At 53.0% G+C, this 14,278-nt stretch carries 16 protein-coding genes; all 16 read right to left on the reverse strand.

The features are described 5' to 3' along the window. Positions 1–638 precede the first annotated feature (638 nt). The 16 genes from FYJ78_RS00295 to murI all read right to left on the reverse strand — a co-directional run bounded on the left by FYJ78_RS00295 (position 639) and on the right by murI (position 14,225). Positions 639–1,298 (reverse strand): TatD family nuclease-associated radical SAM protein, encoded by a 660-nt coding sequence (locus tag FYJ78_RS00295; protein WP_154619418.1) that lies wholly within the window; start codon positions 1,296–1,298, stop codon positions 639–641. 1 nt (position 1,299) lies between these two features. Further along, on the reverse strand, positions 1,300–2,127 hold the full coding sequence (locus FYJ78_RS00300; protein ID WP_154619419.1) for a pyridoxamine kinase: 828 nt from the start codon (positions 2,125–2,127) through the stop codon (positions 1,300–1,302). A 40-nt stretch (positions 2,128–2,167) separates the two neighbouring features. After that, positions 2,168–2,662, reverse strand: a complete 495-nt coding sequence (gene queF / locus FYJ78_RS00305; protein WP_154619420.1) for a preQ(1) synthase — start codon at positions 2,660–2,662, stop codon at positions 2,168–2,170. Between the two features lies 1 nt (position 2,663). Further along, a complete protein-coding gene (locus FYJ78_RS00310) occupies positions 2,664–4,361 on the reverse strand; it encodes a putative bifunctional diguanylate cyclase/phosphodiesterase (RefSeq protein ID WP_154619421.1) in 1,698 nt (565 codons plus the stop codon). 181 nt (positions 4,362–4,542) lie between these two features. Beyond that, complete coding sequence (gene sdhB / locus FYJ78_RS00315; RefSeq protein ID WP_154619422.1) at positions 4,543–5,295, reverse strand: succinate dehydrogenase iron-sulfur subunit; 753 nt, start codon at positions 5,293–5,295, stop codon at positions 4,543–4,545. Between the two features lie 17 nt (positions 5,296–5,312). Further along, on the reverse strand, positions 5,313–7,214 hold the full coding sequence (sdhA, locus tag FYJ78_RS00320; protein ID WP_154619423.1) for a succinate dehydrogenase flavoprotein subunit: 1,902 nt from the start codon (positions 7,212–7,214) through the stop codon (positions 5,313–5,315). 40 nt (positions 7,215–7,254) lie between these two features. Beyond that, complete coding sequence (locus FYJ78_RS00325; protein ID WP_154619424.1) at positions 7,255–7,881, reverse strand: succinate dehydrogenase/fumarate reductase transmembrane subunit; 627 nt, start codon at positions 7,879–7,881, stop codon at positions 7,255–7,257. An 83-nt stretch (positions 7,882–7,964) separates the two neighbouring features. Then, complete coding sequence (locus FYJ78_RS00330) at positions 7,965–8,531, reverse strand: Fe-S-containing hydro-lyase (protein WP_154619425.1); 567 nt, start codon at positions 8,529–8,531, stop codon at positions 7,965–7,967. Positions 8,532–8,575: 44 nt separating this feature from the next. Further along, positions 8,576–9,418 (reverse strand): fumarate hydratase, encoded by an 843-nt coding sequence (locus tag FYJ78_RS00335; RefSeq protein ID WP_154619426.1) that lies wholly within the window; start codon positions 9,416–9,418, stop codon positions 8,576–8,578. Between the two features lie 293 nt (positions 9,419–9,711). Continuing rightward, positions 9,712–10,212: a metallophosphoesterase family protein gene (locus FYJ78_RS00340; protein WP_154619427.1), complete on the reverse strand. Its 501-nt coding sequence runs from the start codon at positions 10,210–10,212 to the stop codon at positions 9,712–9,714. Then, the gene (gene rdgB / locus FYJ78_RS00345) at positions 10,209–10,808 is read right to left on the reverse strand and encodes an RdgB/HAM1 family non-canonical purine NTP pyrophosphatase (RefSeq protein ID WP_154619627.1); all 600 of its coding nucleotides are present in this window, start codon (positions 10,806–10,808) and stop codon (positions 10,209–10,211) included. The genes FYJ78_RS00340 and rdgB overlap by 4 nt, the downstream gene beginning before the upstream one ends. 10 nt (positions 10,809–10,818) lie before the next feature. Beyond that, positions 10,819–11,565, reverse strand: coding sequence for a ribonuclease PH (rph, locus tag FYJ78_RS00350; protein ID WP_154619428.1), 747 nt, complete (start codon positions 11,563–11,565; stop codon positions 10,819–10,821). A 99-nt stretch (positions 11,566–11,664) separates the two neighbouring features. Next, on the reverse strand, positions 11,665–12,330 hold the full coding sequence (locus FYJ78_RS00355) for a coenzyme F420-0:L-glutamate ligase (RefSeq protein ID WP_154619429.1): 666 nt from the start codon (positions 12,328–12,330) through the stop codon (positions 11,665–11,667). Positions 12,331–12,344: 14 nt separating this feature from the next. Next, positions 12,345–12,896: a hypothetical protein gene (locus FYJ78_RS00360; RefSeq protein ID WP_328597593.1), complete on the reverse strand. Its 552-nt coding sequence runs from the start codon at positions 12,894–12,896 to the stop codon at positions 12,345–12,347. A gap of 2 nt (positions 12,897–12,898) precedes the next feature. Next, positions 12,899–13,351 carry an acyl-CoA thioesterase gene (locus FYJ78_RS00365; RefSeq protein ID WP_154619431.1) on the reverse strand — a complete coding sequence of 151 codons (453 nt, stop codon included), beginning with the start codon at positions 13,349–13,351 and terminating at the stop codon, positions 12,899–12,901. Between the two features lie 94 nt (positions 13,352–13,445). Continuing rightward, on the reverse strand, positions 13,446–14,225 hold the full coding sequence (gene murI, locus FYJ78_RS00370; RefSeq protein WP_154619432.1) for a glutamate racemase: 780 nt from the start codon (positions 14,223–14,225) through the stop codon (positions 13,446–13,448). Positions 14,226–14,278: the final 53 nt, after the last annotated feature.

Below are 14,278 nucleotides of genomic sequence, written 5' to 3' on the forward strand. Positions count from 1 at the left end.
TGTAAAGAGGAGATAGATAAACAAACCGGCAGGAAAGTAGTCCTGGAGGGCGGAATCCGGAAAGGTGTTTATCCAGCCGAAACAGGCTCTCTTCAAGAACTTACATGACTCGTTAGACGAAAGGATGTGAGTGGTTATTGAAGATATCGCTTCGCAGATCTCCTTTTCGGACTGACTAGCAAGTGCATCGGTGAAGAAAACGATTATCCATGAGGCAGGAATGAGACGTAATGATGGTCAGGCGACCGCCAGTCGTACTCAAGGCTATTGGAAGTCAGGCGCACACCGTCAGTTGACGAGGGGAAGAGACGCTATCCCGGGTAAATCTTTACGAATCATCTGGAAAACCAATCGAGACTATAGAAACTCTATCGTTATCGATAACGGCAAAGATGACATGGAAAAGTGTGTACACCAACGTGATCTGTAATCACAACAAGGTTTCAGCTGGACGTCTACATACGTGATCTAAGCGTAGCATGGTTCCTGCTCGAGAGGGAATCCTGCAGACAAATGAATACGAGGGACAACTTATATCTATGGTTATCAACAACTAAAGCCGGTTCGCACGGAAAGATGTGAACCGGCTTTTGCTATGCCTTTTTCTATGTTCCCTTTTATATTAATTGATTTAACGGTCAGCTGTCTTCGTATTCCCGCACGCGTAAAGTCAGTCCGCGCTCTTCGCAGATCTTCCGGCATTTGGCAATCTCATCCGGACCCTCGACTTTGTCGACAATCGTCAGCACAACATGCGGAACGTATTTCTTACAGTGTTCCGCAAAAGTCAGCATGGCTTCATACGATTTCAGCCCATACTTCGCCCGCGTCAGTTCATAGTACCGCTGAGCATTCGACGCATTGAGGCTTATGGATACCGTATCGAGCAGGCCTTTAAAATCCGCCGCAATTTCACGTCCGTATTCCAGTTCACCCAAGCCATTGGTATTAAGGCGCGTCGGCATATCCGGATGGTGCTGTTTAACATAGCGAAGCAATGCGGTCAACTTCTCCAGCTGCATCGTCGGCTCGCCAAAGCCGCAGAAAACAACTTCGCGGATGTATTCCCATGGGACTGCGTCAAGTGCGGCGCGAAAATCCTCCAATGACGGCGTTTTTTTCAGCCACAGCGAATGATTTTCGGCCATTTTTTTCATATTGCGCAGACAGAAGGTACAAGCGCAATTGCATTCATTGGTCACATTGACATAGAGATTTCTTTTTCCTTCCGGCTGAATGCGCAGACTTTCTTCCAGCGGCAGGTACTTCCCGCCCTTGTGGGTCGCATAAACCAGCATATCAATTCAACTCCCTCAGATATTCCTCAAACGGCAGACCATAATTCCAGGGAAGGTCCAGTTCCACAGCAAAGGCAAGGCATTTGCTGATAAACGAGGCTGCTTTGCGAACCGCCTGCGTCAGAGGCTCGCCGTTGATCAGGCTCCCCGCAACGATCGCGGCAAAAGCATCGCCGGATCCCGAACGGTCACCGCCTACCTTCTTCACCTGCAGCACCGTCCCTCGTCCCGCCTCATAGACGAAATTGCGGATTGTATCTTCCCCTCCGCTAAGGCCCGTGATCACCACCTGAGACGGCCCCCGATCAGCCAGCGCGCCTGCCATATATTCCAGTTCCTGATCCGAAACTACGCCGTCCTCCGGGTAGGAAATCCCCAGCAGCTGACAGGCTTCCGTGAGATTCGGCGTAATGAGGTCAGCAAAGGACAGCAGCACGCGCATCCTGTCGCACATCTCTTGTGTATACGAGCTGTACAGCCTGCCATAATCGCCCATAACCGGATCAACCATAACCCGCGTCGACGGACGCTTGAAACGCCGGATAAAATCAGAAACGATCTCAATCTGCCGGACCGACCCCAAAAAACCCGTACAAATTCCGTCAAAAGACAGATGATTCTTTTCCCAACTGTCAATATACGGGCGCATGCGATCCGTGTAATCATCCAGAAAATGATGCGGAAAGCCCGTATGAACGGACAAAACCGCCGTTGGCAGCGGACAGGCCTGTATCTTCATAGCGGAAATGAGCGGCAGCTCCACAGCTACGGAACACCGGCCGAAGCCCGTAATGTCATTGACTAAGGCAATGCGTTTCTGACGTTTCAATCTTCTCTCTCCCAGACTTTCCTGTCCCTGCCGGATCGGATCATCGATTATCGACCCGGTCCATTGCGACCAGATCATGCTCCATAAAGCGATGCGCCGCAAGCTGCTCAAATTTGGTCCCCGGACGCCCATAATTGGCATACGGATCAATCGAGATACCGCCGCGCGGCAGGAACTTTCCCCACACCTCAATATATTTCGGATCCATAAGATGAATGAGATCCTTCATGATGATATTTACGACGTCTTCATGAAAATCGCCATGATTGCGGAAGCTCACCAGATAGAGCTTGAGGGATTTGCTTTCTACCATCCGCTCTCCCGGCACATAACTGATATAGATGGTCGCATAATCCGGCTGTCCGGTAATCGGACAGAGCGCCGTAAACTCCGGGCAATTGAACTTGACCCAGTAATCATGATCCGGATGACGATTTTGGAACGTCTCCAAAATCTCCGGACAATAGTCATAATGATATGCGACTTTCTTCTCCCCGAGAAGCGTAATCTCCTCTTCTTTCTTATCGCGTGCCATATTATCTCCTCTGTTGTAAAAATTTCTCCTCAAAGTTTTCTACGCTTTCCGGATGACCAAAAAGATATCCCTGAATGGAATCCGCACCGCATTCCTCTGTCAGCAGACGGTATTCTGCCTCATCCTCCACGCCCTCAATGCAGCATTTGATGCCAATGCTGTGACAAAGGGAAACGACGGAGCGGACCAGCTGCCGGTCAAAATCATTTTCCAGAATCTTTTTCACAAACTCCCGGTCGATCTTGACGATATCGCAGGACAGATATTTCAGCGAAGCCAGGGAGGAATAACCCGTACCGAAATCGTCCATGGCGATGGCAATGCCCTGCCGCCGGAAAGCATCAAACTGCTTGTTGACAAAGCTCCAATCCGCGACAATTTTACTCTCCGTCAGCTCAAGGACTACCGCCTCAGGCGGAAGATCATAACGCTGCAGGCAGGCTGCCGCAAATTCCTTGAACGAAAGATCACGAACCTGCTCATAGCTCATATTGACGCTGATGCGAAAATCCGGTATAGTCCGCCGCCAAATGGAGCAAGTCCTCACCGCTTCTTCAAAAATCCACTTGCCCACGGGAATGATGAGCTTTGTCTCTTCCAGAATCGGAATAAACTCCATCGGAGCAACCATCCGCCCCTTAGGATTTTTCCAGCGCAGCAATGCCTCCGCACCGATCAGCTTCTGATCGGCTGCACGGACCTGCGGCTGATAAAACAGGCTGAAGCCGGTACAGCCATTCTTTACGCTTTCCCACAGGCTGTCGCGCATAGAAATGGAGCGGACCCAGCGATTATATTCCTCTTTGCTGAAAACGACATTGCGGTTCTTTCCTTTCCGCTTCGCAATGTCCATAGCCGCTTCCGCATGTTTATGCAGCACCAGGTAATCTTTTCCCGCCGCCGGATAAAAAACCGTCCCGCAGGAAGCCGTACAGAAGTATTTCCGGCCGTCAATATCCTGCGGACGGGACAGCGCGCTCTGTACGCTGACAAAAATCTCATGCACTTCCTGTTCGCCGGCATGCGGATAAATAAGTGCAAATTCATCGCCGTCCAGCTTGAACAGCGTCAAGGCCTGCGGCAAAACGTTGCCGAGCACACGCGCTACGCGCTTCAAAACCATATCGCCCATGATCCGGTTATATGTTTCATTGACGATCTTAAAATTATCCAGGCCGAACACCATGATCGCGCCGCCCTCACCAGTAGCGCGATATTCCGCTAAGGCCAGCTTGACCGCATGCTCAAACTGATATTTATTCAGCAGGCCGGTCACCTCATCCGCCTGATTGCGTTGTGCCATCCTCGACATCATACCGACAAACAGCTCCGGATTGCCGTCCCGGTCCGTTCCCACACGGCCGCGGCTTCGGATCCATACATACTCGCCTTTCCTCGTCCGGACCCGATACTCCATCGCCTGTTCAAAAAGAGTATGCGAGGTAGTAATACCGCGGATGGATGCCAGATACGGGCCACGTTCCTCCGGATGAATCAGCGGCGCCCAGTAGGAATCCATATCCTGCAGAACTTCCCCCGGAAGTTCAAAGTCCTGTACCAGATTCGGCGAGATCATAACGGTATTCTGTTTGAGATCCATAAAGAAAAGATATCCATCCGTTGTCTTCTTCAACAGATCGAAAAAATATTTGAAACGCTTCAGACAAGGGCTCAAGGGGATACGATTACTCTTTCTCATATTCATCATCCTATTTGCCAAAATCAAGGATCCCTGTTCCTTCCATATAATATAAGTCTATCATATACCAAAAAGCCCGTAAGAATCAAGCACTTATATGGGACAAAAGTCTCATACAAGCTGGATAGACAAAACGGCCTGCTTTCAAAGGAAAGCAGGCCGCTGTCAAATGCCGTATTTCTTATTTGTTGAAGATATTCTTCAATGCCTGTTTATTGACATCGCGATTCAGCTGAGCGAGATACGTCGTCAGCTTGATATTCTTCGGGCAAACCTCGACACAGTTCTGGCTGTTGCCGCAGCTCGTGATGCCGCCCTTCTCCATCAGGGCGTTCAAACGCTTCGGCGCATCGAACTTCCCGAGCGGATGGAGATTGAAAAGATAAGCCTGCACCGTCGGTGCCGGTCCGATAAAGTCAGACTGCGGGCCGACATTCGGGCATGCCTCCAGGCAGCAGCCGCAGGTCATGCAGTGCGAAATCTCATAGGCGGTCTGGGCCGTATACGGATTCTGGATCGGAGCATCCTTGACTTCCCAGGTTCCGTCCACTTCCACCCAGCCCTGAATGCGCTTGAGGCTCTCGAACATGACGGAGCGGTCGATCAGCAGGTCACGGATGACCGGGAAGGTACGAGCCGGCTGCAGATGAATCGGCTGCTTAAGCTGATCCACCAGAGAGCAGCAGGCCTGCCGTGCCTTGCCATTGATGACCATCATGCAGGCACCGCATACCTTCTCCAGGCAGTTGCACTCCCAGACGACCGGAGCGACTTTTTTACCGTCCACCGTGACCGGATTCTTCTGAATTTCCATCAGGGCTGCAACAACGTTGAGACCCGGGCGATATTCTACATCGAACTCCTGCGTGTACGGCTTTTCATTCGGACCGTCCTGGCGCTCGATTACGAATCTGACTGTTTTCTGTTCTGCCATTTGTATTGTCCTCCCTCTTACTCTTTCTTAGCTACAGCGTAGTTACGCAGACGCGGCTTAATGAGAGAGTGCTCGAACTCACGATAGGATACGACCGGCATCTCTTTCTCCTGATCGAAGGTGACAATCGTCGTCTGCATGAAATGCTTGTCATCACGCTCCATGAATACGAGATCGCCCTTTTCGTCCATGGCACGGCCCGTCTTTTCATCATAATGGAACGAACCGCATTTATCCGTTACACGTTTCTTGAGGTCTTCATCCATCTTGTTCCAGTCGTTCTCCAGAATGATCTTGGCATGAGCGCCGCGGCTTTCATCACGCTGCAGAGCGGACTGGGTGATCGCCATCGCATAGATGATCATATTGCGGAGCTGGCGAACAAACATGGCTTCCTGATTTGCCCAAGCGCCATGATCCGTAACACCGATATCATCCCAGCGCTTCAGAATGCCCTTGAGTTCTTCCATACATTCCTTCAGGCCATTGTTGTCGCGCTCAACGGAAACATATTTATACATGATGTCGCCCAGCTCATGATGCAGCTTATGTGCATTCTCCGAGCCATTCATATTGCGGATCTTGTCGAACTCCGCTACGCACTCCTTGCGAGCTGCTTCAAGCTCCGCCTCAGTCAGCGCATCGCCGAGCTTGCCGCTGCGGGCCAGTTTCAGCGACTCCGGACCGGAAATTGTGCCGGAATAAGCGGCCGACAGCAGGGAGTTCGCGCCCAGGCGATTCGCACCATGATACTGATAATCGCACTCGCCCGAAGCCATAAGACCCGGAATATTCGTATGATGCTCGCGGTCAACCCAGATACCGCCCATCGAGTAGTGAATGGACGGGAAGATCTCCATAGGAACCTTCCGCGGATCCTGTCCGACAAAGTCGCCGTACATCTCAAGAATACCGCCGAGCTTGCGCTCCAAATAATCAGCCGGGATATGAGACAGATCGAGGTACACCCGGTTCGGATTATGCATGCCGAGCCCCATGTGAACAACGACCTTATAAATGGCCCGGGAAGCGACATCACGCGGTACGAGGTTTCCGTATGCCGGATACATATCCTCAAGGAAATACCAGCGCTCTTTCTCATGCGTCTCCGGATTTTCACGGTAAACCCATACACGTCCGCCTTCGCCGCGGCATGCCTCCGACATCAGGCGGTTTTTGTCCGTACCCGGGATCGCCGTCGGATGAATCTGCAGGAACTCCGGATTGCCGAGCTCTGCGCCCTGCTGATACACAGCCGATACTGCCGAGCCGTTGCAGATCGTGGACGCCGTGCAGCGGCCATATACCTGACCAGGGCCGCCTGTCGCCAGAATGACGACATCCGCCGGGAAGGAAACGATCTCGTTGGAGTTCATATTCTGTGCGACGATTCCGCGGCAGACACCGTCTTTATTCTTGATGATCCGGATGAATTCCCAGAACTCATACTTCTTGACGCCGCCCTTGACTTCCCAGCGGCGAACCTGCTCGTCCAGTGCATAGAGAAGCTGCTGGCCAGTCGTAGAACCGGCAAATACCGTGCGCTTATTCTTCTGACCGCCGAAATTGCGCAGATCCAGCACGCCTTCTGCCGTGCGGGTGAACGGCACGCCCATCCGGTCAAACATCTTGATGAGCTTCGGCGCTGCTTCGACCATGCCCTTTACCGCGAGCTGATCGGCCAGGAAGTCGCCGCCATATACCGTATCGTCGAAGTGCTCGTAGATGGAATCATGCTCGCCCTTCGTATCCATGCAGGCGTTGATGCCGCCCTGCGCGCACAGGGAATGTGAACGCTTGACCGGGCAGTACGAGAACAGATCTACCTTTCCGCCGCCCTCGCAGATCTTCAGCGTAGCCATGAGGCCGGAAAGGCCGCCGCCTACGACAATAATCTTATTTTCTGGTTTATTAGCCATTGATATTCTCCTTTACTTGCTGCTGACAGTATCCACTGTCTTACATTACGAAGTAGCTGCCCATGAAAGCAAGGGTAATGAGGCAGAGAACGGCACAGAGGGCCATGCTCAAAACGCTGATGACATTCTGGATGCGCGGCCCTTTGGCAATGCCCCAGGTCATGCAGAACGTCGTGATACCATTGCAGAAATGGAAGATCGCGGCAAACATGCCGAGGATGTAGAGCACGGCAACGATCGGATGGCCGGTGAAGTAGCTCTGAAGCAGTTCGTAGGAAATCGGCGTACCCGTGATGCCCTTCGTAAAGATGCGCAGATAGAACACATGCCAGATCAGGAATACCAGGAGGAACCAGGCGGTCCAGCGCTGGAGAGCAAACTGCCAGTTGCGGATGTAGCCGAAACGGCCCGGATTGTTATTCGCCTGAAGGGCGATATAGACACCATAGATGGCATGGAACAGCAGCGGAATAGCAATCCCGCAGATCTCCAGCATAAGGAAGATCGGTTTCGGGATAAGCTCCATCATAGCCAGCGATCCATTGAGTGCCGGAGCGCCGCCAAGGGCCATCGAGTTCGTGAAGATATGTTCGAAAAGAACCATCCCCAGAGCCAGGAGACCCACTAAAGAATGCAGACGACGCAGATAAAAAGTTGTGTGAAACATTCTAAACCTCCTAAAATAATGCCGGGAAACAGCCGCCCCCGGAAAGAACATCCCGAAAGCGGCCCTGTTTCCCTGAAAAATGATCAGTAGCCTTTCAGCGTACGATACTTGGCCTGATTCGTCTCATAAAGATTGTTGCCCTCGCAGTCAATGACAACGATCGCCGGGAAGTCCTCTACGGTCAGACGGGCCAGCGCCTCAGGGCCGAGCTCGGAATAAGCGAGGACTTCATACTTCTTGACGGATTTCGCGATCAGAGCTGCCGCGCCGCCGACAGCTGCAAAATAAGTAACGCCATTCTTTTTCATGGACTCAACCACTTCTTTCGAACGCGAGCCCTTGCCGATCATTCCCTTGATGCCCTGATCCAGCATAGTCGGCGTATAAGCATCCATACGGCCGGAAGTCGTCGGGCCGCAGGAGCCGATCGGATCGCCCGGCTTTGCCGGCGTCGGACCGAGGTAGTAAACCATCTTGTTCTGCCAGTCGATCGGCAGCTTTTCACCGTTGGCCAGCGCTTCACACATTTTTTTATGCGCCGCATCGCGGGCTGCATAAATTTCTCCTGTAATGAGCACGCTGTCACCGATCTTCAATTTCCGGGAATCTTCTTCTGTAAATGGGGTATGAATACGAATAGGTTCTGCCATGATACTCTCTCCTCCTGATAAATTCTGTTCCGTTTATCTGCGAATCAAAGAACGCGCTGAGCATGACGGCATGCATGGCAGCAGATCGTTACAGCGACCGGCAGGCCGGCAATGTGCGTCGGGCCCCACTCGATATTGACGCCAAGGCAGGAGGTCGAACCGCCGAGCTGCGGTCCGATACCCGTTTCGTTGATAAGTTCAAGGAGTTCATCTTCCAGCTTCGCGTACTCAGGCATCGGATTGTGCGAGTCAATCGAACGCGTAAGGGCGATCTTGCTCATGACAGCAGCCCGGTCCATCGTGCCGCCGATACCAATGCCGACGACCATCGGCGGGCAGGGATTCATGCTGGCATGAAGAATGATTTCCATTACAGCCTTCTTCACACCCTCGACGCCGTCAGCCGGAACGAGCATCTTGATTCCGCCCTTATTTTCCGAGCCAAAGCCTTTCGGCTCTACCGTAATCTTGAGCTTGTCGCCCGGAACGATCTTCGTATAAATGACACCTGGCGTATTATTCTTTGTATTGACACGGTTGAACAGCGGCTCGCCGACAACGGATTTGCGCAGATACCCATCCGTATAGCCCTTGGCAATACCTTCATTGACCGCATCTTCCAGAAGGCCGCCAGTGATGTGGAGATCCTGGCCGACTTCAAGGAACACGATCGTCATGCCGGTATCCTGGCAATACGGACGATCTTCATCGCGGGCAATCTCCGCATTCTTGATGATCTGATCAAGGACGTTCTGGCCGACCGGCGATTTCTCTGTCTCACGGCCGCGTTTGAGTCCCTCATACACATCTTTGGGCAGATAGTATGCTGCATCCTTACACATCTGTGCCACAGTCTCCGTGATCTGTTTTGCGTCGAGTTCTCGCAAAGTAATCCCTCCCATAAATACAACTTATCACACATCTGTAGGTTCATCATAGCACATTTTTATATGGCTTTCAAGCGTTTCAAAAAGTGCCGGGAAGCCCCGTAAATAGTGAACTCAGTTCACTTTTTTCGCAGGCTGAACCACGCTCATGAAGCCCTGTTGTTTCAATAATATATATTTCCCTTTCCCGTCAAAAATCCTGCCTTTTCCTCACGATTTGGCGAAAAAAAATCGCCGGATTGCTCCGGCATTTATGGTTTCATATCGACGGTATATCACAAAGTGAGACGTATTCAGCACCCCTTAGCACCGGATAAGCGGATCAGGCGGCATTCCGGCTGCTGATCCGGCATCAGGGAAACGATCAAAAACGAACCGCGTGCGCTGTCGCGCGGGCGGGCAATGCTGCCGGGATTCAGAACGGTAATCTCTCCCGGTGAACAGTCCGCAACATGAGTATGACCATAAACGGCAAGATCCGCACCCTCCGCACGGGCGGCCTCCTGAAGCGCGGCGGTCGAAAAAGAGACGCCGAAAAGATGTCCATGCGTCAGGAAGATACGATGGCCTTCGATCTCCGCAATCTCAACATCCTGCAGCGAAGAATACGGCCAGTCATTATTGCCTGCGACGCGAATCACCGTCTGGCGCGTGACCATGGACAGATACTCTCCATCTCCGGCAATATCCCCCGCAAAAAGCCAGCAGGATACGCCGTCAGCCGCCGGATGCGCCAGCATCGCATCCAGCGCGCCGGTATTGCCATGGCTGTCGCTTACGATTCCGATCTTCATCTGATATACTCCTCCAATCGGGCAGCCATCTGCCGCACGGCCATTCCGCGATGACTGATGCGGTCTTTTTCTTCCGGCGTCAGCTCCGCCATGGTACGGCTTGGATAGGCCTCCGGATAAAAATAGGGATCGTAGCCAAAGCCATTCGTTCCTCTGCCTGCACACTTTACCCTGCCGTCGCATCGCCCATTCGTCAAAAACTGCGTGCCGTCCGTATCGACAAACGCCAGAACGCAGCGATAATCGGCCGCCGATTCCGCTGCACCGGCCCGTTCCAGCTCAGCGAGCATTTTCTGGTTGTTTGTCGCGTCATCCGCATGAAATCCTGCAAACCGCGCGGAATGAATCCCCGGCGCACCGCCCAGCACATCGATCTCCAGGCCGGAATCATCCGCCAGACAGGCACAGCCGGTCTGTTCCCGGTAAAACTTCGCCTTGATCAGCGCATTCTCCGCAAAGGTACCGCCATCCTCCACCGCGTCCGGCAGCGGTCCGAAATCAGACAGAGAGACAAGTTCGACCGGAAGTCCGGAAAAAGCATCCATCAGCTCCCGAATCTTCCCCTTATTTTTCGTAGCGATCACGATTTTCTTCAAGCTCATCACCTTATCCTTCCCGACCGACCAGCCAAACCAGTTCTCCGCCGAGCACGTCCTTTTGATAGGAAATCAATTCCCGGCACCCCTGCTCGCCAAGCTGCAACAGCTGATTCAGCTCCGCCCGGGAAAAAGGCCGCCCTTCTCCTGTCCCCTGCACTTCCACAAAGTTCCCAGCGCCAGTCATGGCGACATTCATATCCACAATGGCCTGAGAATCCTCCTCATAGCACAGATCCAGCGCGGGATCACCGCATGCGCGGATTCCGACGCTGACGGCCGAGACAAAATCCCGAACCGGAAAGATCCCGCCTTTTTCATAGAACGTGGCACAGGCCTCTACCAATGCCACAAAAGCGCCCGTAACCGACGCGGTACGCGTACCACCGTCGGCCTGAATCACATCACAGTCGATCATGATGGTCCTCTCGCCAATGGCTTTCGTATCGAATACCGACCGCAGGCTGCGCCCGATCAGGCGTTCAATCTCCTGCGTACGGCCGGACTGTCTGCCCCGTACAGCCTCGCGCTGCGATCTTGTTCCCGTGGCACTCGGAAGCAGGGAATATTCCGCCGCGATCCATCCCTCGCCGGTTCCACGCAGGAAAAAAGGAACGCGATCTTCAATCGATGCCGCACAGATCACCTTGGTGTTTCCCATCTCAATGAGCACCGACCCTGCCGGATATTTTTGAAAATGGCGGTGAATCCGATACGGTCGAAGCTGATCCGCCCTGCGCCGGTCTTTTCGTTCCATAAAACGTCCCCTTTCTGTAAAGCACAAAGCCTTCCCAAACGGGAAGGCTTAAATTCGGAAAAAACATGGCAGACTCCTGCCGTTTTTCTTCTGTCTCTGTTATCCCTGCTGCTTTTCCTGATACTGCCGATAATGTTTAATGATGCAGATCGGTGTTTTCTGCGAAGCATTGCCGAACGGATTGTCAATCAGCAGCTTGCGGGCAATCTCGCCATTGACCGGCTCCGTGATGCCAACGACGCGGGAGCGCTTGAGGTCATTGACATCTGCGATCATCGCGCCAAAGCACCCCAGACGTTCCTTGATGCGCTTTACGACCTGATCCGGCTCTCCCGGTCCATAAACGATGCACTTATCAAACGGCGGCATCGTTCCGGTCACATCATCGATCATTGCCGTCTCCTTGCCGCCCCAAACGTAAAACATGCCCGACTTTCCGAACAGCTTGGCAATAAAACCGGCAAACAGCGCGAAAGCTACGCGCCATTTCCCCTCCACATTCATCAGCGACTGCATGCCATGCGGCGAAGCAAGAGAGCCGTAATCAGGGATAAACCGGCAGCAAAACTGCGCGACGCGGGAGATGGTCAAATCTTCCGGATGGACGTAGCGCCCCTGCGTAATCGCCACGACGCTCTCCGCACAGCAGAGCAGGTCGTCAGGACCGATCTTATCTTTCGTATAACGTTCGATGCAGTCAACGATATCATCCTTTTCGGTCAGGATACGCGTCGGCACGGGAATGAGTTCGGTTTCTTCTTTCATGTTTCGCTGCCTCCTTAATCCTGCACGAGCTGAACATCGGCCAGACGAGCCAGTTCCTCAGCGGGAATGACCAGCCGGACCTTGCGGTAGTGCCACGGCGTACGCCCGGTTTCCATCCAGATGAAATCCAACGGCAGATCTACCATATGGGAAAGCGCCGTCTTCAGATCCATCCCCTTGCGCGGGGTCAGTTCCAGTTTGGCAAAGAGATTCAGCGTATCCTCGCCATGTGCGTCGCCCTTTTTCTGGATCAGCACCGCTTCAAAGTAATCGTCCTCGCGCGGCTCTCCTTCCCGCTCGGCCTTCCCGCGGACAGCGATACCGTCATACTGCTCATAGGGAAGCTGCGGACGGCAAATCGCATCCATGATCGTCGCACACTGTTTGCCTTCATTATAGAAGCGCAGCTTCTTGGACAAGACAAGCCGGTTTTCCCCACAGGACTCCACCGTCAACGGCTCGCGGTCATCCACACGGATATCCTCCTTGCCGGCCGCTTCCAAATAAAGAGCGGCTGCCAAAACGGCCAGGACGATCAGTCCGGCCACAACATATAAGACTGTCACAATCATTCCTCCTCAACCTCAACCGATTGTTTCTTCGCTGCCTTTTCCTTCTGCATGGCAGCCTGAAGAATCGTATAATACTTCTCGGGCAGACGGGTGATATGACCGGTATCCCGGCGCGTGAAGACATTCTGCGAATGTCCCGTCACCATGAGCGTCCCGTCCGCCTTGCGGAATATGCGGTAATCAAAAGCCATCTTGGCCTTGGTCAGAGCCGTAGGCGTCGTCTCGATCAGCACGACATCATCAAAATATCCCGGCGACACATATTTGGCGCGCACATCGGTGATCGGAAAAACAAAACCATCCTCCATCAATGCGCCCAGTGTAATGCCGATCGAGCGGAGATATTCCACCCGCCCCACCTCAAACCAGCGGATATAATTGGAATGATGAACCACGGACATCGCGTCCGTATCATAAAAATTCACATGATGCTCGGTGATAACTGGCATACAATCCCCCCTGCCGGACGGCAATCCGAAACCACTTTATGGACACAAAACATACAATGTATAGACTAGAACAATTCCCGCGCAAAGTCAAGAATCAGATCACATACATCCGATCCAGACGCTGCATATAACGCTGCAGGCGGGCAAGTTCCGCGGCGTCGGTCACTCTGCGCCCCGAATAAAAGTAATCCACCGACTGCGGCAGATCTTCCAGCTGTCCGCGTTCGCGCAGGCGACGAACCAGCTCCCGGATCGTCCCCTCATTGCCGTCAATCAGCTGAACATGCGGCGGCAGAATGCGCCGCATCGTATCTTTAAAGTAATTGAAATGCGTACAGCCCAGCACCAGCGCGGAATAACGGCTGAAATCAAAGGGGGCGAGCTGACGGCGCAGATACTCCGAAACAGCCGGCGATTCAAACTCCTGCCGCTCGGCAAAATTGACCAGTTCCGGCAGCGGCAGGCGATCCACCAAATGCGCCTTATCGACCTTCTCGATCAAAACATCCATCTTTCGTCCCCGGACCGTAATCGGCGTAGCCGTAACGAGCACACGATGCCGGCCATCGAGATCCAGAGCCTTCTTCGCCGCGGGTTCCATGCCGATAATGGGAATATCGTAACGCCGCCGCATTTCAGCAGCAGCCACAGACGTCGCCGTGTTGCAGGCCGTCACGATTGCCTTGACATCCTGCGTCATCAAAAAATCGAATGCTTCGGCGACAAAAGCAAGAACCTGTTCGCGGGTCTTTGTTCCGTACGGAACATGATCCTCATCCGCAAAAAAGACAAACTGTTCCCGCGGCAGCACTTTCATGGCATGGTGAAGAACCGAAAGTCCGCCAATTCCGGAATCAAACAATGCGATTTTCAAATCATTCAGCTCCTAAAGTATCCCCTGAAATTCTTTCTCGCAATCCATAGCTA

Source organism: Wylensekiella montiformis (assembly GCF_009697385.1).
Taxonomy (GTDB): Bacteria; Bacillota; Negativicutes; order Selenomonadales; family Selenomonadaceae; genus Selenomonas_A; species Selenomonas_A montiformis.